Annotated in this window: 23 protein-coding genes and 1 pseudogene; 17 read left to right on the forward strand and 7 right to left on the reverse strand. The window is 73.9% G+C overall.

Going from position 1 to position 26,299, the window contains the following annotated elements; genetic code table 11:
• A partial coding sequence (locus ACGFIZ_RS27360; RefSeq protein WP_393423854.1) for a hypothetical protein occupies positions 1–715 on the reverse strand: 715 nt, incomplete at its 3' end.
• Between ACGFIZ_RS27360 and ACGFIZ_RS27365 the strand changes: the two genes are divergently transcribed.
• Both ACGFIZ_RS27365 and ACGFIZ_RS27370 read left to right on the forward strand, forming a co-directional pair.
• Complete coding sequence (locus ACGFIZ_RS27365; protein WP_393423963.1) at positions 674–1,642, forward strand: Replicase polyprotein 1ab; 969 nt, start codon at positions 674–676, stop codon at positions 1,640–1,642. The two genes, ACGFIZ_RS27360 and ACGFIZ_RS27365, sit on opposite strands and share 42 nt — an antisense overlap.
• Positions 1,639–2,658 (forward strand): HAD-IIA family hydrolase, encoded by a 1,020-nt coding sequence (locus tag ACGFIZ_RS27370; RefSeq protein WP_393423857.1) that lies wholly within the window; start codon positions 1,639–1,641, stop codon positions 2,656–2,658. Before ACGFIZ_RS27365 ends, ACGFIZ_RS27370 begins: the two co-directional genes overlap by 4 nt.
• Before the next feature lie 318 nt (positions 2,659–2,976).
• Here ACGFIZ_RS27370 and ACGFIZ_RS27375 read toward each other — a convergent pair whose 3' ends face one another.
• Genes ACGFIZ_RS27375 through ACGFIZ_RS27395 form a run of 5 tightly spaced genes read right to left on the reverse strand, consistent with a single transcriptional unit; the run spans position 2,977 to position 7,257 of the window.
• Positions 2,977–3,744, reverse strand: a complete 768-nt coding sequence (locus tag ACGFIZ_RS27375; protein ID WP_393423860.1) for an SDR family oxidoreductase — start codon at positions 3,742–3,744, stop codon at positions 2,977–2,979.
• Between the two features lie 21 nt (positions 3,745–3,765).
• On the reverse strand, positions 3,766–4,482 hold the full coding sequence (locus ACGFIZ_RS27380) for a triose-phosphate isomerase (RefSeq protein ID WP_393423863.1): 717 nt from the start codon (positions 4,480–4,482) through the stop codon (positions 3,766–3,768).
• The gene (locus ACGFIZ_RS27385; protein WP_393423866.1) at positions 4,479–5,285 is read right to left on the reverse strand and encodes a TIM barrel protein; all 807 of its coding nucleotides are present in this window, start codon (positions 5,283–5,285) and stop codon (positions 4,479–4,481) included. Before ACGFIZ_RS27385 ends, ACGFIZ_RS27380 begins: the two co-directional genes overlap by 4 nt.
• Positions 5,282–6,742 (reverse strand): L-fuculokinase, encoded by a 1,461-nt coding sequence (locus ACGFIZ_RS27390; RefSeq protein ID WP_393423869.1) that lies wholly within the window; start codon positions 6,740–6,742, stop codon positions 5,282–5,284. Before ACGFIZ_RS27390 ends, ACGFIZ_RS27385 begins: the two co-directional genes overlap by 4 nt.
• A gap of 17 nt (positions 6,743–6,759) precedes the next feature.
• Entirely contained in the window at positions 6,760–7,257 is a 498-nt protein-coding gene (locus ACGFIZ_RS27395) for a YjbQ family protein (RefSeq protein WP_393423872.1), read from the reverse strand.
• A gap of 123 nt (positions 7,258–7,380) precedes the next feature.
• Between ACGFIZ_RS27395 and ACGFIZ_RS27400 the strand changes: the two genes are divergently transcribed.
• Together ACGFIZ_RS27400 and ACGFIZ_RS27405 are read left to right on the forward strand one after the other, a co-directional pair.
• Entirely contained in the window at positions 7,381–8,286 is a 906-nt protein-coding gene (locus ACGFIZ_RS27400; protein ID WP_393423875.1) for a LysR family transcriptional regulator, read from the forward strand.
• A 115-nt stretch (positions 8,287–8,401) separates the two neighbouring features.
• Complete coding sequence (locus tag ACGFIZ_RS27405; RefSeq protein WP_393423878.1) at positions 8,402–9,973, forward strand: APC family permease; 1,572 nt, start codon at positions 8,402–8,404, stop codon at positions 9,971–9,973.
• Between the two features lie 9 nt (positions 9,974–9,982).
• Here the strand turns inward: ACGFIZ_RS27405 and ACGFIZ_RS27410 are convergent, their stop codons facing one another.
• Complete coding sequence (locus ACGFIZ_RS27410) at positions 9,983–10,321, reverse strand: SCP2 sterol-binding domain-containing protein (RefSeq protein ID WP_393423881.1); 339 nt, start codon at positions 10,319–10,321, stop codon at positions 9,983–9,985.
• 111 nt (positions 10,322–10,432) lie between these two features.
• Here ACGFIZ_RS27410 and ACGFIZ_RS27415 point away from each other — a divergent pair, with 111 nt between their 5' ends.
• The 13 genes and pseudogenes from ACGFIZ_RS27415 to ACGFIZ_RS27475 all read left to right on the forward strand — a co-directional run bounded on the left by ACGFIZ_RS27415 (position 10,433) and on the right by ACGFIZ_RS27475 (position 26,281).
• Positions 10,433–11,005 carry a phasin family protein gene (locus tag ACGFIZ_RS27415; protein ID WP_393423884.1) on the forward strand — a complete coding sequence of 191 codons (573 nt, stop codon included), beginning with the start codon at positions 10,433–10,435 and terminating at the stop codon, positions 11,003–11,005.
• Positions 11,006–11,033: 28 nt separating this feature from the next.
• Complete coding sequence (locus ACGFIZ_RS27420) at positions 11,034–11,282, forward strand: hypothetical protein (protein ID WP_393423887.1); 249 nt, start codon at positions 11,034–11,036, stop codon at positions 11,280–11,282.
• 19 nt (positions 11,283–11,301) lie between these two features.
• Positions 11,302–12,162, forward strand: coding sequence for a TlyA family RNA methyltransferase (locus tag ACGFIZ_RS27425; RefSeq protein ID WP_393423890.1), 861 nt, complete (start codon positions 11,302–11,304; stop codon positions 12,160–12,162).
• Between the two features lie 220 nt (positions 12,163–12,382).
• Positions 12,383–13,267 carry an NAD kinase gene (locus ACGFIZ_RS27430; RefSeq protein ID WP_393423893.1) on the forward strand — a complete coding sequence of 295 codons (885 nt, stop codon included), beginning with the start codon at positions 12,383–12,385 and terminating at the stop codon, positions 13,265–13,267.
• Positions 13,268–13,418: 151 nt separating this feature from the next.
• The gene (gene recN / locus ACGFIZ_RS27435) at positions 13,419–15,176 is read left to right on the forward strand and encodes a DNA repair protein RecN (RefSeq protein WP_393423896.1); all 1,758 of its coding nucleotides are present in this window, start codon (positions 13,419–13,421) and stop codon (positions 15,174–15,176) included.
• Between the two features lie 121 nt (positions 15,177–15,297).
• A complete protein-coding gene (gene steA / locus ACGFIZ_RS27440) occupies positions 15,298–16,476 on the forward strand; it encodes a putative cytokinetic ring protein SteA (protein ID WP_347670572.1) in 1,179 nt (392 codons plus the stop codon).
• A gap of 31 nt (positions 16,477–16,507) precedes the next feature.
• Complete coding sequence (locus ACGFIZ_RS27445; protein WP_347670571.1) at positions 16,508–17,446, forward strand: copper transporter; 939 nt, start codon at positions 16,508–16,510, stop codon at positions 17,444–17,446.
• A 70-nt stretch (positions 17,447–17,516) separates the two neighbouring features.
• Positions 17,517–18,383, forward strand: coding sequence for a hypothetical protein (locus ACGFIZ_RS27450; RefSeq protein WP_393423900.1), 867 nt, complete (start codon positions 17,517–17,519; stop codon positions 18,381–18,383).
• Between the two features lies 1 nt (position 18,384).
• Entirely contained in the window at positions 18,385–20,076 is a 1,692-nt protein-coding gene (murJ, locus tag ACGFIZ_RS27455; protein ID WP_393423903.1) for a murein biosynthesis integral membrane protein MurJ, read from the forward strand.
• A gap of 46 nt (positions 20,077–20,122) precedes the next feature.
• Positions 20,123–21,244 (forward strand): annotated as a pseudogene (locus ACGFIZ_RS27460) (glycosyltransferase family 4 protein); the annotation flags it as partial.
• A gap of 146 nt (positions 21,245–21,390) precedes the next feature.
• A complete protein-coding gene (locus ACGFIZ_RS27465) occupies positions 21,391–23,817 on the forward strand; it encodes a hypothetical protein (RefSeq protein WP_393423906.1) in 2,427 nt (808 codons plus the stop codon).
• 149 nt (positions 23,818–23,966) lie between these two features.
• Entirely contained in the window at positions 23,967–25,679 is a 1,713-nt protein-coding gene (locus ACGFIZ_RS27470) for a CTP synthase (protein ID WP_393423909.1), read from the forward strand.
• The gene (locus ACGFIZ_RS27475) at positions 25,676–26,281 is read left to right on the forward strand and encodes an NUDIX domain-containing protein (RefSeq protein WP_393423911.1); all 606 of its coding nucleotides are present in this window, start codon (positions 25,676–25,678) and stop codon (positions 26,279–26,281) included. The genes ACGFIZ_RS27470 and ACGFIZ_RS27475 overlap by 4 nt, the downstream gene beginning before the upstream one ends.
• The last annotated feature ends 18 nt before the right edge of the window (positions 26,282–26,299 follow it).

Genomic DNA, 26,299 nt, shown 5'->3' on the forward strand with positions numbered 1-26,299 from the left:
TGACCGCCGCGAGGGCGGCTTCGGCGGCGAGCGCCGTGAGGGCGGTTTCCGTCGTGACGGTGAGTCGCGTCCGGGCGGGTTCCGCGACCGTGAGGGTGGCTTCCGCGGTGGGGAGCGTCGCGAAGGTGGCTTCGGCGGCGATCGCCGTGAGGGCGGTTCTCGTGGCGAAGGCCGTGAGGGCGGCTTCCGTGGCGGCGATCGCCGTGAGGGTGGCTTCCGCGGTGACCGCCGCGAGGGCGGCTTCGGCGGCGAGCGCCGTGAGGGCGGTTTCCGTCGTGACGGTGAGTCGCGTCCGGGCGGGTTCCGCGACCGTGAGGGCGGTTTCCGTGGCGGCGAGCGCCGTGAGGGCGGCTTCGGCGGGGAGCGCCGTGAGGGTGGTTTCCGTGGCGGCGAGCGCCGTGAGGGCGGTTTCCGTGGCGGGGAGCGCCGTGAGGGTGGTTTCCGTGGCGGGGAGCGCCGTGAGGGTGGTTTCCGTGGCGGGGAGCGCCGTGAGGGTGGTTTCCGTGGCGGGGAACGCCGTGAGGGTGGCTTCCGTGGCGGCGAGCGCCGTGAGGGCGCGCCGGGCGACCGGCGGGAGCGAGCCGAGGCGGAAACCGACCGTGGGCCGGCGGCTCCGGCGTTGCCCGAGGAGATCGTCGCGACCGACCTGGACTCGACCGTCCGCGCCGAGCTGCTGTCGCTGGCCAAGCCGGTGGCGGAGAACGTCGCCCGGCACCTGGTCGCGACCGGCCAGCTGATCGACGAGGACCCGGCGGAGGCACTGGCCCACGCGCTGGCCGCCCGTCGGCTCGCGTCCCGGATCTCCGCGGTCCGTGAGGCGGTCGGGCTGGCCGCGTACCACGCGGGGGAGTGGCAGTCGGCGATCGCCGAGCTGCGGACGTACCACCGGATGACCGGGTTGCAGAGCCACCTCGCCGTCCTCGCCGACTGCGAGCGGGCCCTGGGGCGCCCGGAGCGGGCGATCGACCTGTTCCGGGGCGCCGACCGGGAGCGGTTGGACAAGGCCGTCGCGATCGAGCTGCTGATCGTGGCCGCCGGGGCGCGCGGTGACCTGGGTCAGAAGGACGCCGCCGTGGCCATGCTCCAGGTACGCGAGCTGACCAGCGAGGCGACCGAGCCGTGGGCCGCCCGGCTCCGGTACGCGTACGCCGACGCGCTGCTCGCCGTGGGCCGGCGCGAGGAGGCCCGGGAGTGGTTCTCGCGCGCGGCCGAGGTCGACACCGAGGGTGAGACGGACGCCGCCGAGCGCCTTCTGGAGCTCGACGGGGTGGTGATCGAGGGCGACGAGGACGACGAGTCGGAGGAGATCGCCTCCGGGCCGGGCGCCCCGGGTGCCGTGCCGGCCGAGCCGGACGTCGACCTCACCGACCTCGCCGACCGTCCGGCGGACGACGGCGACGTGGACCCGGACGAACTGGTCCTGGACGCCGCGGACGGGCCGGCCGCGGCCGGCGGCGAGGACGACGATGACCGGGACGGCCGGTACGCCGACGACCTGGCCGACGACGACCTGACCGACGACGAGGCTGCCACCGTCGCTACGCAGACGGAGCCGGCCGGCGCCACGGACGCGAGCGGCTCCGAGCCGGGCGACCCGGAGCAGGGTGCCGAGTCCCGCTCCTCGGGCGCGGACCAGCGGTGACGCCGGATGCCGGGGGCCGGCTGGTCGACGGGTACTCGTTGGTCGTCTTCGACCTGGACGGGGTGCTCTACCTGATCGACCAGCCGATCCCCGGCGCCGCGGAGGCGGTCGGCCGGCTGCACGCGGAGGGGCGGCCCGTCGCCTACGCCACGAACAACGCCTCGCGCCGTTCCAGCGAGGTCGCCGACCTGCTCACCGGGATGGGCGTGCCCGCCCGCCCGGAGGAGGTGCTGACGTCCGCCGCGGCCTCTGCCGAGCTGCTGCGGGAGCGGCTGCCGGCCGGCGCCGCGGTGCTGGTGGTGGGCGCGGAGGCGCTGCGCGCGGAGATCGCCGCCGTGGGGCTGCGGCCCGTGTCCCGCGCCGACGAGTCTCCGGCCGCCGTGGTGCAGGGGTACGGCCCGCAGGTGGGCTGGGTGGACCTGGCCGAGGCGTGTCTGGCGGTGCGCGCCGGCGCGTTGTGGATCGCCACGAACACCGACCGGACGCTGCCCAGCGGGCGGGGCCCGCTGCCGGGCAACGGGTCGCTGGTCGCCGCGCTGCGGACCGCCCTGGACCGGGAGCCGGACGTCGTGGTCGGCAAGCCCGAGCCGGCGCTGTTCGGCACCGCCGCCCGGCGGGCGGGGCAGGGGCGCGCCCTGGTGGTGGGCGACCGGTTGGACACAGACATCGAGGGCGCCCGCCGTGCGGGCCTCGACAGCCTGCTGGTACTGACCGGTGTCAGCGGCGTACCCGATCTGCTCGCCGCCCCGCCGCAGCGCCGCCCGACGTACGTGTCGTTCGACCTGGCCGGGCTGTTCGACCCGGCGGCGGTGGTCCGGGTGCCCGGCGCGGGGGTCCCGGGCGGCTGGTCGACGACCGTGCGCGACGGTGGGCTGGAGCTGGCCGGGGCGGGACGGACCCTGGACGCCCTCGCGGCGCTGTGCGCCGTCGGCTGGGCCGCCGGGGCCGGCTCGCGGGTGCGGCCCGCCTCGCCGGAGGCCGACGCGGCCCTGTCCGCCCTCGGCCTGGCCGGCTGACCGTCCTGGTCGCTCCGGCGTGGTCGGCTGACCGCCCCGGCCGGGCCGGCGTGGCCGGTCATCGGGCGGGGCTCAGACCCGGATCCGCGGTGAGGAGGACAAGACCGTGTGGCATAGCTGAGCGGGTGCCTTGCCAGCAGGGACAATTGGGGTTGTCGAGACACCAATCCGTCGCTGTGGGAAGGACACCCGTTCGGTGAGGAAGAAACCTGGTTTGGCTGGCCGGGTGGGTATCGATCGCAGTAGATCGGGTGTCGGTCAGGAACGTGTCACCAGCCGCAAGCGGCGCTGGCCACACCACACAGCTTCAAGATCAAGCTAGATCGCGGTGTAACCGCCGTCGATGACGATGTCCTGCGCGGTTAGGTACGTCGAGGCGTCGGACGCCAAGAAGCGGACCAGCCCGGCGAGATCCTCGGGCTTGGCCATGCGGCCCTGCGGGATCCGGGCGACCCAGTCGTCGTGCAGCTCCGGCTCCCGGTCGAGGATGGCCTTCGTGAGGTCGGTGAGCACATATCCGGGCGAGATCGAATTTACCCGGATCCCGGCGGGCGCCCACTCGACGGCCAGCGACCTGCCCAGGTGCGCGACGGCGGCCTTGGACGCGTTGTACGACGCCGCCCATTGCGGCACGTTGACGATCGAGCCCGACATGGACGCGATGAAGATCGCGCTACCGGGCATTCCGGCCGTCAGCAGTCCGTCGGCGAATGCCTGGGCCGCGAAGAACGTGCCGGTGAGGTTGACGTCGATCACCCTCCGCCACTGCTCCGCGGTGACCTTGACCGAGTCGCCGTTGATTTCGATACCGGCGGCCGTGACCAGAACGGACGGAACGCCGAGGGTCTGCCGGACGGCCCGGAACGCGTCGGCAACCCCGTCCTGATCGGTGACGTCGATCTTCTGCCCGTGCGTGGCGACCCCGTACTCGTCGGCGATGGCCTTCGCGCTCTCCTCGACGGTGTCGAGCAGGTCGAGAAGGGCGACGTTCATGCCGCCTGACGCCAGGGTTTTGGCGAGCGTCAGGCCAATGCCGCGGGCGCCTCCGGTGAGGACCGCGGTGCGGCCCGTCAGGTTGCTGGTCATGGTGCTCTCCCTCAACTGATCTCACGTGGTGGTGGCGGGCCAGGCGCGGCGCGCCTCGTCCCAGCCGATCCTGGTGGCGGCGATGAACTGGCGCGCCGCCGCCTCGCGGTCCGGGGCCGACAGCACTCCGCTGGTGGAGCCCGTGCCGTCGGCACCCGCCGCCATGACGGCCCGGGCTGTCGCGGGCGTCGAAATGCCACCGGCATGCATGGCCAGCACGGCGGGGCCGGCCCGATGGATGGCTTCGGTCGACGCGGGGATCCAGTCGCGGCGGCCGGCCCTGCTGGTGCCGATGAGATTGGGCGGCTCGTAGAGCACGACGGTCGGCTCCAAAGCGGCAAATCGGACCGCCTCGTGCTGGGTGGCGGCACACACCACCGTTTCGAGGCCTACCTCTGCCGCGCGCCGCAGCGCTAGCTCCAGCTGCGTGCCGTCGAGCGGGTCGGCGTCGTGGTTGAGCATCACGCCCCAGGCGCCGGCATCTGCCAGCGACTCCGCCGTGACCCGGTTCATCGACGGACCGAGTCGATCGGTGTGCATGCCCTGCCCCAGCACGCGTACACCGCAGCCGAGGCCCTCGATCGGTGCGACCAGTGCGGTGGGCACAGTGAGAAGAACCGTGACGCCGTGGTCGTCGCCCGCGCGGCCGGCCGCGACCGCGACAGACTCGATCTCGCGGCGGCGGAGCAGGTTCTTCGGACCGATCTCGAAGAACGGCGGGGTTAGGGAGCCGGTCATTCCCCGATCAGCTCCCGCAGCCGCTCGGCGGTCGCGGGCAGGGTCACGGCCGGGTCGCCTTCGGTCGAGCATTCGAGGTTGACCGCGCCGTCGAAGCCGATCTCGTGCAGCGCGCCGAAGATGGACTCCCAATCGAGCCGGCCGTGCCCCGGCAGCAGCCGGTTGTTGTCGCCAAGGTGGACGTGGGCGACCCGGTCGCCGGCGCTGCGGATGGCGGTGGCGGGGTCTGCCTCCTCGATCGACATGTGGAAGGTGTCCGGCAGCAGCGCGGCGTTCGGGTGGGCGACAGCGTCGAGAATCTCGAGGTTGTCGGTTACGAGGTTGAGGTACCGGCACTCGTATCGGTTGATCGGCTCCAGCAGCACGCGACCGGGCGTTCCCTCGACCACGGCCAGTACCTCGCGGTAGAAGTCGATGAACTGCTCGGTCTGGCCGGCGTCGAGCTTCTGGTAGGGATGGAAGAGGGGCAACGGGTCGCGGGCGCCGTACTCGTACTCGATCTCGGTAACCGTGCCGATCTCGGCGCAGACCGAAGCGGCCTCCAGGTACATCGCGCGGCAGCGGGCCCGGCGCTCGGCGTCCGGCGACATCGCGTTGCCGTAGATTTCGTCGATGAGCACGAACTCCACGGGCCGGACGCCGGTGCGCTGTTCCAGAGTGACGAGCTCACGGCGCACGCCGTCGTTCCATTCCGCCAACGGGTGAAACACGGCGAGGGCGTCGTAACCCCACCGCTTCAGCGACTCGGCCTTGGCGGTCAGCGACTCTCCTGGGACCATCGGGGACGAGCAGGCCAGCATCATCGTGGTTCTCCTTCCGGGTCGTTCATGAACAGGCGTCTCAGGTATTCGCCGAACAACTCGTACCGCGCGTCCCGCTCGGCGGACCGGCGCGGCTGGTAACGGACGGTCGGCGGCCGACTGAGGTGGGCCGACTCACCAATTCCGTCAATCTGCCCGGAGGCGACGAGGGCGAGCGCGGCCGCTCCGCGGCAGGTGGCCTCCCGCTCGTCCGGGACGAGCACGTCGACGCCGCACACGTCGGCCTTGAGCTGGTTCCAGAACGGGGACGACGAACCACCGCCGGTGGAGACGATCTCGCGTACGCGAGCAGGGGTGAGATAGTCCACGTTGCGGCGCAGGAGGTGGGCCACGCCCTCCTCGACAGCGTAGGCGAGGTCGATCCGGTCGTGCGCGAGGTCCAGACCGAGGAACGCCCCCCGGGCGTGGGGGAAGTGGTCAGGTGGGTTCACCCCGGTGAGGTAGGGCAGAAAGATCGGTGCGTTGCCGGCGGTACGCGCGGCGAGGCGTTCCTCCAGATGGTCGTACGACATACCGCCGAGACCCTCGCGGCGGAACCATTCGAGCGAGACGCCCCCGCTGTCGACGCCGTTGAACAGGACGATGTCGCCGGGGCGCAGCCCGGCGTGGAACGACACCTTCCGCTCGGGATCGAACGACCAGCCCGCGGTGAGCATGGACAGCGACAGCACCGTTCCGGCGGACTCACTCACGGCCCCCGGCGTGTAGGAACCCGTGCCGGCCATGGCACAGAAGTGGTCGAGCGCTCCGGCGTTGACCCGGTAGGAACGGGCCGGCGGGAGGCGGTCGGCGATCTGCGGAAGTATGCGGCCGACGTCCGTCCCGGCCGGCACGATCGGGGCGAGCGACCCCGCCGGTACGGAGACGAAGTCGAGCATTTCCTCCCAGTAGCGACCGCGTCGTACGTCGTAGAGGTAGGTGAATCCTCGCGTCGTCACCTCGCCCACCGCGGTTCCCGTGAAGCGGCGGAGCAGGTCGTCCTTGACCATGAGGACGGCCGCCGTCCGGTCGAGCGTCCGTGGTTCGTGCTTGGCGAGCCAGCGCAGCTTGGCCGCCGGCCAGGTCGCCGACGGGCCGGGCTCGCCGGTGACCGCGAAGGCATTCTCGACGCCGAAGCGTTCGCCCAGCTCGCCGGCTTCGGCGGTGGCACGGTTGTCCAGCCACGAGAGCGCTGGTCGCACGGGATCGCCCCGCCGGTCGTTGAGCACCAACGACTCTGCCTGGCCGGTCAGGGCGATCACCGCGTCATGGCGGGCGGCGTCCCCGATCGACCCGGCACACCGGGCAATCAGGTCAATGACGAGGTCGAAGACTCCCTCGGGACGGAACTCGACGCGGTCGCCCGTGCGCTGGTACACCGCGGGCGCGGCGGCGACGACCAGCCGGCGGAGGCATTCGTCGAAGGCGACGACCTTGATGTTGGTGGTACCGACGTCCACCGCGTAAGCGAGCATGGTCAGGCGCCGAGCACCTGGAAGTGAACGGTCCGGGTCCGGGCACGGACGGCGTCGAGGTCGCCGAAGTAGACTCGGCCGAACTCTCCGAGCAGCAGCGTGCCGTCGACGAGCGGAATGCTTTCCGAACGGCCCAAAATCGAAGAGATGATGTGCCCGTCGGTGTTCAGGCCCCATTCCGGAAGCTCGTCGCGCAATTTGGCGGCATTGCGGATGTGGATCGGGCCAGGATGCAGGTACTGTCCCTCGTGCCGGGTCGGGGGCGCGATCTTGGCGAGGACGTTGAGGGTGTCCTGCAGCAGTAGCTGGGTGCCGTAGTACGTGACGTCCTCGGACTCCTCCTGGAGCAAAACGCAGCAGCTCGTGTGGGCCGAGTAGGCGATGGCGAGCCCGTCACGTACACCGGTGCCGGCGACGAACTCCTCCAGCTGGGCGGTCACATCGTAGAACTCCTGCCGAGCCGGGGTCTCGATCGTGACGGACGTGTAGTAGGCGGACATCGGCTACCTTTCGTTGGCCGGATGATTCGGCGAGATCAGGATGCGACGAAAGCTCTTGCAGTGGAAGGGAGAAATTGCGATGATCTGATAAGCGGCACCTATCACGAACCCCTGGGAGGTGCGATGAACCATGGCGCGAGCCTTCGCTTGCTGAAATACTTCGATGCCCTCGCCGACACGCTCAATTACCATAAAGCGGCCGAACGGCTCTTCATTTCCCAGCCGGCCTTGTCGGCGGCGATTCGACAACTCGAAGGCCACATCGGTGGCCGGCTGTTCGAGCGGGACACACATTCGGTCGCGCTTACCGTACTCGGTCGGGAGTGGCTGCCCCACGTCCGGAAGGCGCTGCACGAGGTCGAAGCCGCGTTCGACGTCGTCGAAAATCTCGTCGGCAGCGCCCAGATCCGGGTCGGTTACCTGACCGGCATGGGCGCCGACCTGCTGTTCGAGTTGCTCGACGGGGTGGAGACAAGCCTGCCCGGGCTGTCCCTGGAGACCACCGAGTACGACTTCTCAGACCCGACCGTAGGCCTCCGGTCGGGCGCGTGCGATATCGCGCTCCTGCGGCTCCCGGTGGACGTCCCCGATCTCGAGTCGGTGGTCGTCGCCAAGGAGTCCTGGGTCGCCTGCCTACCGCGTACGCATCGCTTCGCCGACCGCGCCCAGCTGCACATCGGCGAGCTGCTGGACGAACCGATCGTCGTCGCCCCCCAATCGGCTGGTGTCTGGCGCGACTACTGGATGGCTAGCGACGTCCGAGACGGCAAACCGGCGAACATTGCCGCGGAGGCGGCCACCTACGAGGCCGAGACGACGATGGTCGCCCGCGGAGTCGGGATCAGCTTCACGACGTCCTCGCTCACGCGTCTCTACGATCGGCCGGGGATCAGGTTCGTCCCCATCGTCGACCGACCGGCTAGCTTGACAGCCGTCGCCTGGCGCCCGAACCGCCTGTCGGCCGGCGGGCGACAGGTGGTGCGGTACATGCTCAGACGCGTCCCTCGTACGAGCCAGCGGCGGTCATAACCCCTGGTTACCGGTAGATAGAAGCTCCGTCCTTCCAGTCCGGCCACTGCCAGAGTTTCACTGCTGACAGCCCTCGGCCGTGCGGGCCCGAGGTCGTCAGCAAAGGGAGTGCGGCATGACCGACCGGGCGTCACGACCCAGACTCGACACCGACCAGGCGACAGGACTCAGACTCGACCTCGCTCCACCGCCGCGCGTCGTCGGCGAGGACGAGGATGCCCGGCTTGCCGAGTTCGGGTACGAGCAGAAGCTCGACCGCTCGGTCGGCAAGATCGCCTCATTCGCCATCGGCTTCTCGACGATCAGCGCGACCACCGCCGTCTTCACCGGGTTCGGCGCCGGCTATTTCAATGCCGGGTCCCCGTTCATCTGGACCCTCTTCCTGGCGATCCCGGTGTTCCTGCTGTGGACCCTGATCGCCGCCGACATGGCCGCCAAGATCCCCCTGGCCGGGTACGCCTACCAGTGGACGAGCCGGCTCAACGGCTCCAGCTACGGCTGGTTCACCGGGTGCGCGGCGCTCATCGGCTGGGTCAGCGGAATGACGAGCCTGGGTTACATCTTCGCCGGCTATCTGGGCAGCCTCCTAGGGTGGGACCTCACCCAGGCCGGGCAGATCTTCATCGCCATCGGCGTGGTCACCATATGCACTCTTATCAATGCTTACCGGTTGCGTCTGGCCACGCTGCTCAACAACATCGGCGTCGGCCTCGAGCTGGTCATCACCATCGCCGTCACGCTCATCGTGGCGGTGGTGGCGTTCGCCGTCCACGACGACGCCCAGCCGATCAGCTCGCTGTTCCAAGGGACGACGCCCGACGGCCAGACGCAGTCGTACTTCCTCGCCTGGCTGACCGCGTCGCTGGGACCGTTCTTCGGCCTGGTCGGCGTCGAAGCGGTCGCCGACGTGGCCGAGGAGACCAAGGGTGCGCGTCGGGTCATTCCCCGCACGATGTTCTACGCGTTCGCGAGCTCGTGCGTCATCGAATTCCTCATGTACTTCGTGTACGTCCTCGCCATCAGGAACCCGAGTGAACTCACCGACTCGTCCGCCCCGATCGAGGTGATCATCACCCAGCAGCTAGGTCCGGTGTTCTCGCGCATCACCGTGGCGATCGCACTGACGAACATCCTCGTCTGCCTGCTCGCCAACGTCTTGGTGGCGACGCGGCTGCTGTACTCGCTCTCGCGCGACAACATGATGCCGTTCTCCCGTGCCCTCCGGCACGTCTCGCCGGCCCGCAAGACGCCGTCCACCGCCGTCGTCAGCCTCGGTGTCGTCTCGGTGCTCATGCTGCTGTCCGCCCTGGTCAACGCGCGTGCGTTCAACTACTTCTTGGGAATCGCCACGCTCGCGTTCTTCACCACCTACGTCCTGCAGACCATCGGACTGCTCACCGCGAGCCGGCAGGGACGAGTTCCCGCGGCGGAGCCCGGGACCTACGACCTCGGGAAAGCGCGGACCCCGGTGCTGGTGGTCAGCCTGGTGGTCTTCCTCGCGGTCGAGGCCGCCCTGCTGTTCCTCCCTGCGTTTGCCGGGAACGGCCTCGTGTTCGCCGGCATCCTCGGACTCCCGCTGCTCTGGTGGCTGCTGGTCCTCCGGCGCAGGTTGAAGGCCGGCGGGGCGGGAACGCGATACGCCCAGCAACACCCGGAGGAAAATCAGTCCGCGGGACTACGCGTCTGAACGTTCCGATCAGAGCAGCTTGCGGAGCTTCATCAGGTCGAACGGGTTCGCCTTGATCGAGACCCGCTTGGACGCGACCGCGCGGGTGATGTCCAGCTCACCGCGGACGAGGGCGAGCAGGTCGTCGCTGCTGGTGCTCAGGGCGATCTTCGCCTTCGGGTCGTCGCCGTCGGTCAGGTCGACCAGGCGCCCGTCGGCGAGCCGGCCGTGGAACGCGGCGTCCAGGTCGGTGATCCGGCAGGCCAGGGTCCGGTCCAGGTCGATCCGCTCCCGTACGGTCTCGGCGTTGCGGTCCAGCCGGCCGGCCAGTTCCTGCAACGCCTGCCGGCACTCGTCCATGCTGGCCATATCGTCTCCTCACGCACGCCACGCCCGTTTCCCGGCACCGTACCGCAATGGGCGGCGCGGGGCGCCCGGTAGCGTGACACCTGCACACCCCACCCGTGGAAGGACTCAGGCATGCAGGACGCGTGGCGCGCCTACCTCGGACTGGCCATGGGCCTGACGGAGGCGCCCCGGAAGAAGGCCCAGGAGGTGGTGCGCCGGGCGGTCGGATCCGGCGGGGCGACGGCCGCCCAGCTCCAGGCGCTCGCCGAGGAGCTGGTCTCGACCGGCCTGGCCAACCGGGAGGCGCTGACCAAGCTGGTCCGCCTCGAGGTGGACCGCGCGCTCGGCGCGGTGGGGCTGGCCACGGCCGACGAGGTGGCGGAGCTGACCCGCCGGGTGCGCGACTTGGAGCGCCAGCTCCGGGATGCCAGGACCGCGCCGCCGCCCCACGGGCCGGGGGCCGCGCCCTCCGGCGGGCCCGCGACGGCTCCCGCTGTGCCGAAAGCCGCGGAGCCCGCGGCACCGCCCGCCCCCGCCGCGGTTCCGACGAAGGCGGTGGCGAAGAAGGCCGTGGCGAAGAAGGCGATCGCCCGCAAGCCGCCGGCGACGGTCAGCCGTACCGGGGGCGCGGGCACCGCGGCGGAGCCGGCCCGGCCGGTGAAGAAGGCGCCGGGCCGCGGGCAACAGCCGGGCGGTGCGGCGTGAGCGGGCCCGCGGCGGGCGGAGGCGGGCGGTGAGCGCGCCGTTCCCGCCCGGACCGCCGCCGGGGGCGCGGCCCGCGCCGCCGCCCGCTCCCCGCCCCGCCCCGCCCCCGCGGCCGGCCGCCGTCGGGGACGTCGACGACGCCCGGCACCCGGCGGTCGATGCCGCTGTGCGGGCCATGGCGAACGCCGAGGCGCTGTCGCCGGCCGACCAGATCCCGCAGTACGAGGCGGCGTACCAGACGCTGCGGGAGACCCTCGCCACCATCGACCAGTCCTGACCGACCGGAGAACCACCCCATGGCACGTCGCAACCGGCTCGACGCCGAACTCGTCCGCCGCGGCCTGGCCCGCTCCCGGGAGCAGGCCGCCGCGCTGGTCGAGGCCGGCCGGGTCCAGCTGCGCGGGGTCCAGGCCCGCAAGGCCGCCGCGCTGGTCGATCCCGCGGACCCGCTGCTGGTGACGGGCGCCGACCCCAGCTCCGAGTACGTCTCCCGCGGCGGGCACAAGCTGGCCGGCGCGCTGGCCGCGTTCGCCCCGGGCGGGCTGCTCGTGGGCGGCCGGCGTTGCCTGGACGCCGGCGCCTCGACCGGTGGGTTCACCGACGTGCTGCTGCGCGCCGGCGCGGCCGAGGTGGTCGCCGTCGACGTCGGTTACGGCCAGCTCGCCTGGCCGCTGCGCAACGACGACCGGGTACGGGTTCTCGAGCGCACCAACGTCCGCACGCTGACCCCGGAGGGCGTCGGCGGGCAGGTGGAGCTGACGGTGGCCGACCTGTCGTTCATCTCGCTGCGGCTGGTGCTGCCGGCCCTGGCCGCCTGCACGCGGGCCGACGGCGACCTGGCGCTGATGGTGAAGCCCCAGTTCGAGGTGGGCAGGGAGCGGGTCGGCGCGGGCGGGGTGGTGCGGGACCCGGCGCAGCGCGCCGAGGCGGTGCTCGGCGTTGCCGCCGCGGCGGCCGAGCTGGGCCTGGGCCTGGCCGACGTGACGGCCAGCCCGCTGCCGGGCCCCAGCGGGAACGTGGAGTTCTTCGTATGGTTACGCCGGGGCGCGGCGGCGGTCGACCCGGAGCGGGTGCGGGCGGTCGTGGCGGCCGGCCCGCAGGGTCCGATCCCGTCCGGAGACGCGTCGGAAACGGCCCCGGAGGAGGTGGCAGGGTGAGCGCGAGGAGTGAGCTTGTGAGCCCCGCAGTCGTGAACGGAAGGCGGCTCGGGTGAGCGCGAGGAGTGAGCTTGTGAGCCCCGCAGTCGTGAACGGAAGGCGGCTCGGGTGAGCGCGAGGAGTGAGCTTGCGAGCCCCGCAGTCGCGAACGGAAGGCGGCTCGGGTGAGCGCGAGGAGTGAGCTTGCGAGCCCCGCAGTCGCGAACGGAAGGCGGACCCGGTGAGCCGTACCGCGCTGCTGGTGACGCACACCGGCCGGCGCCGCAGCACCGAGCATGCCCGGGCGGTCGCGGCCGACCTCATCGCCGCCGGGTTCGAGGTGCGGGTGGTGGCCGAGGAGGCGGAGGACCTGGACCTGCCCGGCGTGGTGCCGGTGACGGGCCCGGAGGCCGCCGAGGGGGCGGAGATCGTCTTCGCGCTCGGCGGGGACGGCACGTTCCTGCGCGCGGCGGAGCTGGCCCGGCCCGCGAAGGCCCCGCTGCTCGGCATCAACCTGGGCAAGGTCGGCTTCCTCGCCGAGGCGGAGATCGACGACCTGGACGAGGCGGTGCGCGACGTGGTCGGGCGCAACTACACCGTGGACGAGCGGCTGACCCTCGACGTCACCGCGGAGTTCGACGGCGGCCCGACCATCGAGTCGTGGGCGCTCAACGAGATCAGCGTCGAGAAGGGCGAGCGGGCCCAGATGCTGGAGCTGCTCGTGGACGTGGACGGCCGACCGCTGTCCCGGTACGGCTGCGACGGCGTGGTCTGCGCCACCCCGACGGGCTCCACGGCGTACGCGTTCTCCGGCGGCGGGCCCGTGGTGTGGCCGGAGGTGGAGGCGCTGCTGCTGGTGCCGATCAGCGCGCACGCGCTGTTCAGCCGGCCGCTGGTCACCGCGCCGACCTCGACGTTCTCCATCACGGTCGACCCGTTCACCACCCTTGCCGTGCTCTCCTGCGACGGGCGGCGCGTCTACGACCTGCCGCCGGGGGCCCGGGTGACGGTGCGCCGGGGCACCCTGCCGGTGCGGGTCGTGCGGCTGCGGGCCCGGCCCTTCACCGACCGGCTGGTGGCGAAGTTCGGGCTGCCGGTGCACGGCTGGCGGGGCGGACGCAGGTGAGCGGCCTGTCCCGGGCGCCCGGCCAGGGCTGACGGGGCAGGGCCCGCGGCACCGCGGGCCGGGTGCGGGCGGGCCGGACGGCGCGACGGTCACCGCACCCCGGCCGCGCCGGCTGGTCAACTGTCGGGGCCCGCGTCTAGTGTCGGGTGCTGTGCTGGAGGAGCTGCGCATCACCGGACTGGGCGTCATCGAGGACACGACCCTCCCGTTGACCGGCGGGATGAACGTGATCACCGGCGAGACCGGCGCCGGCAAGACCATGGTGGTCACCGGCCTCGGCCTGCTCTTCGGCGGCCGGGCCGACGCGGGTCGGGTGCGGGCCGAGCCGGGCCGGGCGGTGGTCGAGGGGCGGCTGCGGCTCGACGGGCGGGTCGCCGCCGCGGTGCACGCCCGGGTGACGGACGCCGGTGGCGAGCCCGACGAGGACGGTTCGCTGCTGCTGAGCCGCACGGTGACGGTGGAGGGGCGGTCCCGGGCGCACGTGGGCGGGCGCAGCATGCCGGTGGCGATGCTCGGCGAGGTCGGCGAGCAGGTGGTGGCCGTGCACGGCCAGTCCGACCAGCTGCGGCTGCTGCGCCCGGCGGAGCAGCGGGCCGCGCTGGACCGGTTCGCCGGCCCGGAGCACGAGAAGCTGCTCGAGGCGCTGCGGGAGGCGTACACGCGGTGGCGGGCGGTGGTCGACGACCTGGCCGACCGGCGGCGCAACGCCCGGCAGCGCAACCAGGAGGCCGACCTGCTGCGGCTGGGGCTGGACGAGATCAGCCGGGTCGACCCGCAGCCGGGGGAGGACGACGAGCTGCGGGCGGAGGCGCAGCGCCTGGAGCACGCCGAGGGGCTGCGCACGGCCGCGCAGACCGCGTACCAGTGCGTGGCCGGCGGTGCCGAGCCGACCGACGAGACGCCGGACGCGACCTCCCTGCTCGGGCTGGCCCGCCGCACGCTGGAGGCGCAGGCCGGCACCGACGCGTCCCTCGGCGACCTCGCGGCCCGGCTGGAGGAGGCGGCGACCCTGGTCGCGGACGTCTCCGCCGAGCTGTCGACCTATCTGGGCGCTCTCGACGCGGATCCCGCGCGGCTGCAGACCGTCTACGAGCGGCGGGCCGCGCTGCGGGCGCTGACCCGCAAGTACGCCGACGACGTCGACGGGGTGATCGCCTGGGCGGAACGGGCGCGCACCCGACTGTCCGACCTGGACACCTCGGACGAGCTGCTCGACGAGCTGGACCGGGAGGCGTCCCGGCTGGCCGCCGAGGTGGCGGAGCTGGCCGGGCGGGTGTCGGTCTCCCGACAGGAGGCGGCGACCCGGTTCGCCGAGCAGGTCACCGTCGAGCTGGCCGGGCTGGCCATGCCGCACGCCCGGGTGGAGGTGGCGGTGCTGCCCCGGCCGGCCGGCCGGACCGAGCCGGGCCTGCCGGTCAACGGCGTCGAGGTCGGCGTCGGCCCGGACGGCGGCGACGAGGTGGAGCTGCGGCTGCTGGCGCACCCCGGAGCCCCGGCGCTGCCGTTGCAGCGGGGCGCCTCCGGCGGTGAGCTGTCCCGGGTGATGCTCGCCATCGAGGTGGTCTTCGCCGGGTCCGGCGGCCCGCCCACCCTGGTCTTCGACGAGGTCGACGCGGGGGTCGGCGGTCAGGCGGCGGTGGAGATCGGCCGCCGGCTGGCCCGGCTGGCCCGCTCCCACCAGGTGTTGGTGGTCACCCACCTGCCGCAGGTGGCCGCGTTCGCCGACCGGCACCTGGTGGTGGCGAAGGACACCGGCGGCGCGGTGACCACGAGCGGGGTGCGGGTGGTGGAGGACACCGAGCGGGCCCGGGAGCTGGCCAGGATGCTGGCGGGTTTGCCGGACTCGGACCTGGGTATCGCCCACGCCGAGGAGCTTCTGGCCGTGGCGGCTCGGGAACGGCGACCCTGACCGTGAGCGATTGTGACCGCACGCACACCGGTGTGCGTACGGGTGTGCTTCCCTGGGTAGGCGGCCCTGCTCAGGCATGTCGCGACAGATAAAACCTGCCTCACATGCCAGGATGGTCACGATGCGTCTACCCACGTTGCGCCGGAGCCGGAACGCGGAACCGGACAAAGTCCAAGGGACCGCGCGCCTCGACCGCCGGACGAAGCGCCTGGTCGGTCGGCTGCGCCCCGGCGACATCGCGATCATCGACCACGTCGACCTGGACCGGGTGGCGGCCGACTCGCTGGTGGCGGTCGGCGTCGGGGGGGTGCTCAACGCGAAGCCGTCGATTTCCGGGCGCTACCCCAACCTGGGGCCGGAGGTCCTTGTCGGGGCCGGCATCCCGCTGTTGGACGACCTGGGCGAGGGCATCTTCGAGCGGGTCCGTGAGGGCGACGTCGTCCGGATCGAGGGCAACACCGTGTTCGTCGGCGACGAGCCGGTGGCGCACGGCGCGCTTCAGGACGCGGAGACGGTGGCCAAGGCCATGGCCGACGCCCGCGAGGGGCTGTCGGTGCAGTTGGAGGCGTTCGCCGCCAACACCATGGACTACCTCAAGCAGGAGCGCGACCTGCTCCTCGACGGCGTCGGGGTGCCGGAGATCCGGACGCAGGTGCAGGGGCGCCACTGCCTGATCGTGGTCCGGGGCTACGACTACAAGGCCGACCTGGACGTGCTGCGCCCGTACATCCGGGAGTTCAAGCCGGTGCTGATCGGCGTGGACGGCGGCGCCGACGCGCTGGTCGAGGCGGGCTACACGCCCGACATGATCATCGGGGACATGGACTCGGTCACCGACGACGTGCTGCGCTGCGGCGCGGAGGTGGTCGTGCACGCGTACCCGGACGGCCGGGCGCCGGGACTGCCCCGGGTGACCGCGCTGGGTGTGTCGGCGATCACCTTCCCGGCGGCGGCGACCAGCGAGGACCTGGCCATGCTGCTCGCCGACGAGAAGGGCGCCTCCCTGCTGGTGGCGGTCGGCACGCACGCCACCCTCGTCGAGTTCCTCGACAAGGGGCGGGGCGGGATGGCCTCCACGTTCCTCACCAGGCTCAAGGTCGGCGGGAAGCTGGTGGACGCCAAGGGCGTGAGCCGGCTCTACCGGCAGAGCATCTCCGGCTCGTCGCTGCTGCTGCTGGTCCTCTCCGCGGTGGCGGCGATGGCCTCCGCCGTGGCGGTCTCCACCGTCGGCAAGGCGTACCTGGGCGTGGTCAGCGAGTGGTGGAACAATTTCGTGTTCCAGCTCGGCCAGCTCTTCTAGCTCCCGACCGACCGATCAAGAGGCTGCAAGCGTGATCAATTTCCGCTACCACGTGGTGTCCCTGACCGCGGTCTTCCTGGCGCTGGCCATCGGCCTGGTGGTCGGCACGGCCGCCCTCAACGGGCCGGTGGCCGACTCGCTCAAGGGGCGGGTCGACGGGCTGAGCAAGGACAACCAGCTCATGCGCCAGCAGGTCAGCAACATGCAGAAAGAACTGGACATGGAGGAACAGTTCGCCGCGGAGATCGCCCAGGTCGTCCTGCCGGGCAAGCTCGCCGGCCGCCGGGTGGTCCTGCTCACCCTGCCCAGCGGCCGGGAGCACACCGAGGGCGTGCTCAAGATGCTCCAGCTCGCCGGCGTCACCGTCACCGGCCGCGTCGACCTGCAGGACAAGTTCATCAACCCGGAGAACAACAGCAACCTCATGGAGCTGGCGGTCACCGCGGCCCGGCCGACCGCCCCCGCGTCCGGGCTGCCCGGCAACGGGCACGGGGTGGAGACCTCCAGCGCCATGCTCGCCAGCGTCCTGCTGGACCGGGCCCCCGGCGTCGAGCCGGTCAGCGAGGCCGACCGTAGGGCGGTGCTGGCCTCGTACAGCAACGGGGGGTACCTCACGACCGACGACAAGGTGACCGGGCCGGCCGAGGCGGTCGTGCTGGTCAGCGGCCAGCCGTACGTGGACAAGGACTCCGACAAGAAGGACCAGTCGGTCGTCAAGGTCGCCGAGCAGTTCGACCGCAGCGGCGCGATCGTCGTGGCGGGCATCGGCTCGACCGGCGGGAACGTCGTGGCGGTCGTCCGGGGGGACCCGGTGCTGTCCCAGTCGATCTCCACCGTCGACGACGCCAACACGGCGCAGGGGCAGGTGGTCACCAGCCTGGCGCTGGTGCAGCAGTTGACCGAGAAGAAGGCCGGTCAGTACGGCGTGGGCGACAACGCAGCCTCGCTGCTGCCTAAACTGCCCCAGTGAGCGAACGATCCGCCCGGATGTCTGACCTTGCCGACCGCCGCCCGTGGGGCGTGCCGAACGGGGTGCACCAATGAGCCTGCTGGGCCGCCTGCTGATCGCCGGGGCCGGCGCCGCCGCCGCCCGGTACGCCCTGCGCCAGGTGCGCACCGCCCCGGCAGCCCCGGCGTTGGAGCGCACCAACTTCCGGGGCCGCACCGTCACCCTGGCCGCCGGGCCGGCGCTGGCCGCCGGCGCCGCCGCGGCCGGCGCGCTCGGCGCGTCCGGGCCGGCCGCCGGCGCCGCCGCGCTCGTCGCCGGCCTCGGCGGGGGCGCGGTCGGGCTCTACGACGACGTGGTGGGCGCCCGGCCCGAGCAGAAGACGGCCAAGGGCTTCGCCGGTCACCTCGCCGCGCTGCGCGAGGGGCGGGTCACCGCCGGCCTCGTCAAGATCGCCGGGGTGGGCGCGGCCGGCCTCGGCGCCGCCGCGCTGCTGGCCGCCGACCCCACGGTCGCCGCGCATCCCCGCCGGCGGCGTCAGGGCCCCCTGGGCCGCACCGTGGACGTGCTGCTCGGCGCCGGGGTGGTCGCCGGCACCGCCAACCTGCTCAACCTGCTGGACCTGCGCCCGGGGCGGGCGCTGAAGTCCGGCCTGCTGCTGGGCGCCCCGCTGACCCGGGGCCCGCACGGCGGGATCGCCGCCGGCGCGGTGGGCGCCGCCGCCGGGCTGCTCCCCGACGACCTCGACGAGCAGGTGATGGTCGGCGACAGCGGGGCCAACGCGCTCGGCGCGGTGCTCGGCGTGGCGCTGGCCGCCCGCACCGGGCCGCTGGGCCGGGCCGCCGCGCTCGCCGTGCTGGCTGGGCTCACCGCGGCCAGCGAGAAGGTCAGCTTCACCCAGGTCATCCAGGCCACCCCCGGCCTGCGGGAGCTCGACGAGCTGGGTCGGCGAACCGACTGACGTGAAGAAACCGGCACCCCTCGCCGGCGCCGGGCGCGTCGCCGGAGCGGCCGCGCTCATCGCCGTGCTCACCGTGCTCAGCCGGCTCGCCGGCTTCGGGCGCACCGTCGTGTTCACCTGGGTGGTGGAGCGCAGCGACCTCGGCGGCATGTACGTCGTCGCGAACACCGTGCCCAACATCATCTTCGAGATCGTGGCCGGCGGGGCGCTGGCCAGTCTCGTCGTACCGCTGCTGGCCGGGCCGGTCGCGGCGGGCGACCGGCGGGCGGTGGGCGCCACCACCGGGGCCCTGTTGACCTGGACGTTGACCCTGCTGGTGCCGCTGGCGGTGGTGGTCGGGCTGCTGGCCGGCCCGATCGTCGAGGCGATCAGCTCCGGCCGCAGCCCGGCCGAGCTGGCGGCCGGCGCCCGGATGCTGCGCGTCTTCGCCCCCCAGTTGCCGCTGTACGGGATCGGCATCGTGCTCACCGGGGTGCTCCAGGCGCACCGCCGGTTCGCCTGGCCCGTCATCGCGCCGCTGCTGTCCAGCGTCACCGTCATCGCGGTGTACCTGGCCTTCGGCGGGGCGGAGGGGCGCGGGGCCACGATCACCGAGGTGAGCCGGGGCGGGGAGCTGATCCTTTCCGCGGGCACCACCCTCGGTGTGGTGGTGCTGTCGCTGTCCCTGCTGGTCCCGCTGCGCCGGCTGGGCCTGCGGCTGCGCCCCGGGTACGGCTTCCCCGCCGACGCCCGCGCGCGCATCGGCGGCCTGGCCGTGGCCGGGGCGGTGACCGTCACCGCCCAGCAGATCGCCCTGGCGGTGATCATCAAGAGCGTCTCGGGCGGGCCCACCGGCTCGCCGCAGGTGTTCAACGTGGCCCAGACGATGTATTTGCTGCCCTGGGCGGTGCTGGCCGTGCCGCTCGCCGTGGCGGCGTACCCGGCGCTCGCGGCCGCGTCGGCGGCCGGCGACGAGGCCGCGTACGGGCGTACCCTGGCCTCGACCACCCGAGGCGTGTTCCTGTTCAGCTGCCTCGGCGCGGCGGCGCTGGCCGGCACCGCCGCGCCGGTCGCGGCGTTCTTCTACGCCGACGATCCCGCCCCGGTGGCCGCCGCGATCGCCGGCTTCGCCCCGGGGCTGCTCGGCTACGGCCTGTTCGCGGTGCTCTCCCGCGCCCTGTACGCCCGGGGCGACACCCGGCCGGCGACCCTGGCGATCACCGTCGGCTGGCTCGCGGTACCGGTGGCCGTCGCGCCCCTGGCGGCGCTGCTGCCCCGCGCCGACCGGGTGCTCGCGGTCACCCTCGCGAACTCGGTCGGGATGCTGCTGCTCGGCGCCCTGCTGGTCCTCGCCGTGCGCCGGGTGGCCGGCGCGGCGGCGCTGGCCGGCGCCGCCCGCGCCGGTGCGGCCGGGCTGCTGGCCGGGGCGCTCGCTGCGCTCGCCGGGGCCGCCACCGCGGGCTGGCTCGCCGGGGCCGGCACCCCGACGAGACCCGCGGCGGCCGTGCAGGGCATGCTGTCGGCAGCCGCGGTCGGCGTGGCGTTCCTCGCCGTGGCGTACCTGGCGGACCCCCGGGACGTGCGGCCGCTGCTCGCCGCCGTGCGTCGCCGCCTCGGCCGCGCGGGCCGAGGATCCGGGCGGGGCGAGGGGCCGCGGCGGGAGGACCCGATCGGTACAAAACGGGGCGACGGGAAGGAGACGGTGTCGGGGTGAGCGCGACGACGACCGACCGACCGACGACGGACCGGAGGTGGTCGCGGTGACCGACGCCACGGGAGCCGTCCGCTGGCCCGGCACGGTGGCGCTGGTGCTCGCCTCCAGCACCGGCGGCGTCGGCCAGCACCTCCGCTACCTCGCCCGGGGGCTCGCCGAAGCGGGCGCCTCGGTGCTGGTCTGCGGGCCGGACGCCACCCAGGAACAGTTCGACTTCGCCGGCGCCGGTGCCCGGTTCCGGCCCGTCGAGATCCCGGCCAGCCCCACCCCGGCCGACGCCCGGGCCGTCGCCGCGCTGCGACGCGTACTGGCCGACGAGCCGGTCGACGTGGTGCACGCCCACGGGCTGCGCGCCGGGCTGGTCGCCGTCCTCGCCCGGCCGGCGGTCCCGCTGGTGGTCACCTGGCACAACGCGGTCCTCGCCCGCGGCCTGCGCGGCGGGCTGTCCCGGCTCGCCGAACGCGTCGTCGCCCGGTCCGTCCGGGTCGCCCTGGGCGCCTCCGCCGACCTCGTGCAGCGGGCCGCGGCGCTCGGCGCCGCCGACGCCCGGCTCGCCCCGGTCGCCGCGCCGGCCCTGCCCGCGCCGCGTCGCCGCCGCGCCGCCGTCCGGGCCGAGTTCGGGGCGGCCCCCGGCCAGCCGCTGATCCTGTCCGTGGGACGGCTGCACCCGCAGAAGCGGTACGACGTGCTGGTCGACGCCGCCGCCCGGTGGCGCGGCCGTACCCCGCCCCCGGTCGTGGTGATCGCCGGGAGCGGGCCCGCGTACCTGGCGTTGGCCGCCCGGATCTCCGCCGCCCGGGCCCCGGTCACCCTGCTCGGCCACCGCACCGACGTGGCCGACCTGCTCGCCGGCGCGGACCTGGCCGTGGTGACCAGCGACTGGGAGGCCCGCCAGCTGTTCGCCCAGGAGGCGCTGCGGGCCGGCGTGCCGCTGGTGGCGACCGCCGTCGGCGGGCTGCCGGAGCTGGTCGGCGACGCCGCCGTGCTGGTGCCCCCCGGCGACGTGGACGCCGTCGACGCGGCCGTGCGCGAGCTGCTCGACGACGAGCCCCGCCGGGCCGGGCTGGCCGGGCGCGGCGCCGTGCGGGCGGCGACCTGGCCCACCGAGGCCGAGACGGTCGCGCAGCTGGCCGCGCTCTACGCGGAGCTGGCCCCCGCCGCCACCGGGCCCGCCGCCCGTGACACCGCCCCCGCCGGGCCCGCCGCCCGTGACACCGCCCCCGCCTCGGCCGCCGCCGGGTCCGCCGCCTCGGCCGCCGCGGGCTCCGAGACCGGCGATCCCGACGCCGACGCCCCCTCGACGGGACGCCCTTGATGCTGCGCCGACTGACGCCGGTCCTGCTCACCCTCCTGGTCGTGGCGTTCGGCGTCACCGCCCTCGCCGCCCGGCCCGACAGGGCCACCCCGCGCCGCACCGCCGACTTCGTGGTGCTGGCCGGGGTGACCGGACTGCGCTGGGACGACGTCGACCAGCGCGACACCCCGACCCTGTGGGCCCTGGCCCGGCAGGGCTCGATCGGCTCGCTGTCGGTCCGCTCGGCGCACCGGCCGACCTGTCCCGTCGACGGCTGGCTGACCCTCGGGGCCGGCAACTTCGCCGCCTGGAACGGCAGCCGCGCCGCGGCTGGTTGCCCGGCCGCGTCGGTGACCGTCGAGCAGCCGGACGGCATCGGCGCGAACCTGCCCGACCAGGAGAGCGTCGTGCAGCACAACCAGCAGCGCCTGCCCTGGGGCGCGGTGCCGGGCTCGCTGTCGGAGTCGGTGCGCTGCTCGGTGGCGGTGGGCCCCGGCGCGGCGGTGGCGGCGGCCCGCCCGTTCGGCCGCGTCGACCGGTACGCCCCGGGGCTGCCCGCGGACCCGGCCCCGCTGCTCGGCTCCTGCGTCCTGAGCATCGTCGACCTCGGCACCGTCGCCGGCGAGGACCCGGCGGCCCGGGCGGCGCAGGCCCGACGGGCCGACGCCGAGCTGGCCCGGGTGCTCGCCGCCCGGCCGCCGAACTCCCTCGTGCTGGTCGCCGGGGTCTCCGACACCGATCTGCCGTCCCGGCTGCACGTCGCGATCGCCGACGGCCCGGGCTGGGAGCGCGGCTGGCTCACCTCGCCCAGCACCGGCCGCGAGGGATACCTGCAACTGGTCGACCTGGCGCCGACCGCCCTCGCCGCGCTCGGCCGGCCGATGCCCGAGCGGCTCTTCCTCGGCCGGCCCGCCGTGGCCGTGGCCGGCCGTCCGGCGGATCTGCCCGCGGCGATCGCCGCGACGGCCGACGCCGACCGGGAGGCCGGCGCCCAGCGCCGGGTGGCCGGCTGGTTCTTCGCCCTGCTCACCGTCGCGCAGGTGCTGCTCGCGGTGGCGGTGCTGCCGCTGCTGCGCCGCGCCCGCCGGCACGCCGGCCCGGTCGGCCCGGCCCCGGTGTCGCGGCGGGTCGTGGCGGTGGTGGAGCTGCTGCTGGTCGGCGCCGCCCTGGCGGTGCCGGCGGCCCTGCTCGCCGACGCCGTGCCGTGGTGGCGCGGTACGCACGCGGGCTGGTGGTTCGCCACCGTGACGGCGCTCCTGGTGGTCGGGGCGACCGCCGCCGTCCGGTTCACCCCCGGGTACGGCTCGACGCTCGGGCCGCTCGGTGCCGTCGCGGCCCTGGCCACCCTCGTGGTCGCCGCGGACGTGCTCACCGGCGCCCGGCTGCAGCTCAACGGGGTGGTGGGCTATTCGGCCCTGGAGGGCGGCCGGTACGCCGGGCTGGGCACCGTCGGGCTCGGCGTGTTCGCCGCCGGGGCGCTGCTCAGCGCCGGCTGGCTGGCCCGACGGGTACGCCGGGAGTGGCGCCCCGTCGTGGTGGTCGCCGTTGGCGGGGCCGCCGTGCTCGTGGTCGGCAGCCCGTACCTGGGCGCGGACTCGATCGGCGCGATCGCGCTGACCGCCGGGGTGAGCGTGGCCGCCGCGATCAGCACCGGCGGCTGGCTGACGGTCAGCAGGCTGGCCTGGGCGGCCATGGCCGGGTTGGCGGTGATGGTCGGCTTTGCCGTGGTCGACCTGCGCCGGCCCGCCCCCGAACGCGGCAGCCTCGGCCGCTTCCTGGCCGCCGTCGGCGACGGCACCGGCGGTCTGACCGTCCACCGCTCCAGCACCGCCAACGTGGAGACGCTGGTCAACAGCCCGCTCACCCTGCTGGCGTTGGCCGGGGCGCTGCTGGTCTGGTTCGCCCTGCTGCGGCCCTGGGGCGGGCTGATGCGGCTGTTCGGCATCTACCCGACGATGCGGGCCGCGATGGCCGGCACGGCGGTGGCGGCCGGGATCGGCGGGGTGCTCGGCGGCTCGGCGCTGGACGTCGCCGGCTCGGCCGGGGCGCTGGTGGTGCCCATGGCGGCGCTGGCGGCGCTGCGGGTGCTCGACCACTCCACCGACCGGACCCGCCCCGGTGACGGCCACCCCGCCGCCGACCGGCCCGGCGCCGAGTACGAGGGGCCCCCGCCCACCCCCGGAGGCGGTGACGCGACGGCGGCGCCGGCCGACCGCGCGCCCGGCAGGGCGGCGGCCGACGGCGCCACCTCGGCCGACCGTGGCGGCACCCCGGCTGCCGCCGCGCGGGCCGCTGACGTGCCCGCCTCGCTGCCCGGCGGCACCGCCACGCCGGCGGCCGGCGCCCCCGGCGCCCCCGGCGACGACGCCGACGACGGCGGCGACGCCGCGCCGGACCGGGTGCCGGAGCGGGCCGCGGGCGCGTCGACCGAGGTCGCGAGGGCCTGACCGGCCGGCGTCCCGGCCGGGCGACCCCGGGTGCGGCCTGCGGCCCCGGGCCGGGGAGGTGTTAGCGTGGAATCCCGTGGATCGCGTGATCACTCTGCTGATCGGCACGGCGGTCTGCACGACCGCGACGGACGACACGGGAGCAGGCCTTGGCCCCTACAGCACAGACGACCAGGCACATTTTCGTCACCGGGGGCGTCGCCTCCTCGCTGGGTAAGGGCCTCACCGCCTCCAGCCTCGGCAATCTGCTGACCGCGCGCGGGCTGCGGGTGGTCATGCAGAAGCTCGACCCCTACCTCAACGTCGACCCGGGGACGATGAACCCGTTCCAGCACGGCGAGGTCTTCGTCACCGAGGATGGCGCCGAGACCGACCTGGACGTCGGGCACTACGAGCGTTTCCTGGACCGGGCGCTGTCCGGCAAGGCGAACGTGACCACCGGCCAGATCTACTCCGACGTGATCGCCAAGGAGCGGCGCGGCGAGTACCTGGGCGACACCGTGCAGGTGATCCCGCACATCACCAACGAGATCAAGTCCCGGATCCTCGGCATGGCCGACCCCGACGCCGACGGCCAGGTGCCGGACGTGGTGATCACCGAGGTCGGCGGCACGGTCGGCGACATCGAGTCCCTGCCGTTCCTGGAGGCGATCCGCCAGGTCCGCCACGACCTCGGCCGGGACAACTGCTTCTACCTGCACGTCTCGCTGGTGCCGTACCTGGCCCCGTCCGGGGAGCTGAAGACCAAGCCGACCCAGCACTCGGTGGCGCAGCTGCGCAGCATCGGCATCCAGCCGGACGCGTTGGTGCTGCGCTGCGACCGGGAGATCCCGGACAAGGTCAAGCAGAAGCTGTCGCTCTACTGCGACGTCGACCGGGAGGCGGTCACCGCCGCCCCGGACGCGCCGAGCATCTACGACATCCCGAAGGTGTTGCACCGCGAGGGCCTGGACGCGTACGTGGTGCGCCGGCTCGGCCTGTCCTTCCGCGACGTGGACTGGAGCCGCTGGGACGACCTGCTCGACCGGGTGCACCAGCCCCGCCACACCGTCACCGTGGCGGTGGTCGGCAAGTACGTCGACCTGCCCGACGCGTACCTGTCGGTGAGCGAGGCGATCCGGGCCGCCGGCTTCGGCCACCGGGCCCGGGTGCAGCTGCGCTGGGTGCCCAGCGACGACTGCGTCACCGCGGCCGGCGCCACGGCGGCCCTGAGCGGCGTGGACGGCATCGTCATTCCCGGCGGGTTCGGCGTGCGCGGCATCGAGGGCAAGATCGGCGCCGCCCGGTACGCCCGGGAGAACGGCGTGCCGCTGCTCGGCCTCTGCCTCGGCCTGCAGTGCATGACGGTCGAGGTGGCCCGGCACCTGGCCGGCCTGGACGGCGCCAACTCGCTGGAGTTCGACGAGGAGGCCGTCCACCCGGTCATCGCCACCATGGCCGACCAGGAGGACATCGTCGCCGGCAAGGGCGACCTGGGCGGCACCATGCGGCTCGGGGCGTACCCGGCGAAGCTGGCCGCGGGGTCGATCGTCGCCGAGGCGTACGGCAGCACGGAGGTCAGCGAGCGGCACCGGCACCGGTACGAGGTGAACAACGCCTACCGCGACCAGCTCACCAAGGCCGGGCTGCGCATCTCCGGCACGTCCCCGGACGGCCGGCTCGTCGAGTTCGTCGAGCTGGACCGCGACCTGCACCCGTTCTTCGTGGCCACCCAGGCGCACCCCGAGCTGAAGAGCCGCCCGACCCGCCCGCACCCGCTGTTCGCCGCGTTCGTGGCCGCCGCGGTGGCGTACTCCGAGGCCGACCAGCTCCCCGTGGACCTCGACGGCGCGGCGGTCGCGAAGGCGGGGTCGGCCTCGTGAGCGCCGTGGAGCACCGCTACGAGGTGGCCGGGCGGCGCGAACGCTACGCCGGGAAGATCTTCTCCGTGGTGACCGACGAGGTCACCATGCCCGGCGGCGGCACGTCCGCGCGCGACTACGTCCGGCACGTCGGCGCGGTCGCCGTCGTGGCGCTCGACGACGCCGGCCAGGTGGTCCTCGTCCGGCAGTACCGGCACCCCGTCGGCAGGCGCCTGTGGGAGCTGCCGGCCGGGCTGATGGACGTCTCCGGGGAGGACCTGGCCGCCGCGGCGGCCAGGGAACTGGCCGAGGAGGCCGACCTCACCGCCGGCTCCATCGACGTGCTGGTCGACCTGCACAGCTCGCCGGGCTTCTCCGACGAGGTGGTCCGGGTGTTCCTGGCCCGCGACCTGGCCGAGGTGCCGGTCGACCAGCGCCACGAGCGCAGCGAGGAGGAGGCGGACCTCCAGGTGGTCCGGGTCGACCTGGACGAGGCGGTCCGGATGGTCCTGGACGGCGAGATCACCAACGCGTCCGCCGTGGCCGGGCTGCTCGCCGCCGCCCGCGCCCGCGACGCCGGCTGGTCGGCGCTGCGCCGCCCGGACGCGCCGCTGCCGCGCTGACGGGGCGCGGCGCGCCGA

The sequence above is a fragment of the Micromonospora sp. NPDC048830 genome, assembly GCF_043198215.1.
Lineage (GTDB): Bacteria > Actinomycetota > Actinomycetes > Mycobacteriales > Micromonosporaceae > Micromonospora.

Excerpts from the sequence above, each read along its gene's own strand:
- ACGFIZ_RS27425 (WP_393423890.1), top strand. The coding sequence starts at position 11,302 with ATGGCACGTCGCAACCGGCTCGACGCCGAACTCGTCCGCCGCGGCCTG.
- steA (WP_347670572.1), top strand. The coding sequence starts at position 15,298 with ATGCGTCTACCCACGTTGCGCCGGAGCCGGAACGCGGAACCGGACAAA.
- ACGFIZ_RS27395 (WP_393423872.1), bottom strand. The coding sequence starts at position 7,257 with ATGTCCGCCTACTACACGTCCGTCACGATCGAGACCCCGGCTCGGCAG.
- ACGFIZ_RS27375 (WP_393423860.1), bottom strand. The coding sequence starts at position 3,744 with ATGACCAGCAACCTGACGGGCCGCACCGCGGTCCTCACCGGAGGCGCC.
- ACGFIZ_RS27405 (WP_393423878.1), top strand. The coding sequence starts at position 8,402 with ATGACCGACCGGGCGTCACGACCCAGACTCGACACCGACCAGGCGACA.
- ACGFIZ_RS27380 (WP_393423863.1), bottom strand. The coding sequence starts at position 4,482 with ATGACCGGCTCCCTAACCCCGCCGTTCTTCGAGATCGGTCCGAAGAAC.
- ACGFIZ_RS27410 (WP_393423881.1), bottom strand. The coding sequence starts at position 10,321 with ATGGCCAGCATGGACGAGTGCCGGCAGGCGTTGCAGGAACTGGCCGGC.
- ACGFIZ_RS27415 (WP_393423884.1), top strand. The coding sequence starts at position 10,433 with ATGCAGGACGCGTGGCGCGCCTACCTCGGACTGGCCATGGGCCTGACG.
- ACGFIZ_RS27450 (WP_393423900.1), top strand. The coding sequence starts at position 17,517 with ATGAGCCTGCTGGGCCGCCTGCTGATCGCCGGGGCCGGCGCCGCCGCC.
- ACGFIZ_RS27400 (WP_393423875.1), top strand. The coding sequence starts at position 7,381 with ATGAACCATGGCGCGAGCCTTCGCTTGCTGAAATACTTCGATGCCCTC.
- ACGFIZ_RS27465 (WP_393423906.1), top strand. The coding sequence starts at position 21,391 with ATGCTGCGCCGACTGACGCCGGTCCTGCTCACCCTCCTGGTCGTGGCG.
- ACGFIZ_RS27385 (WP_393423866.1), bottom strand. The coding sequence starts at position 5,285 with ATGATGCTGGCCTGCTCGTCCCCGATGGTCCCAGGAGAGTCGCTGACC.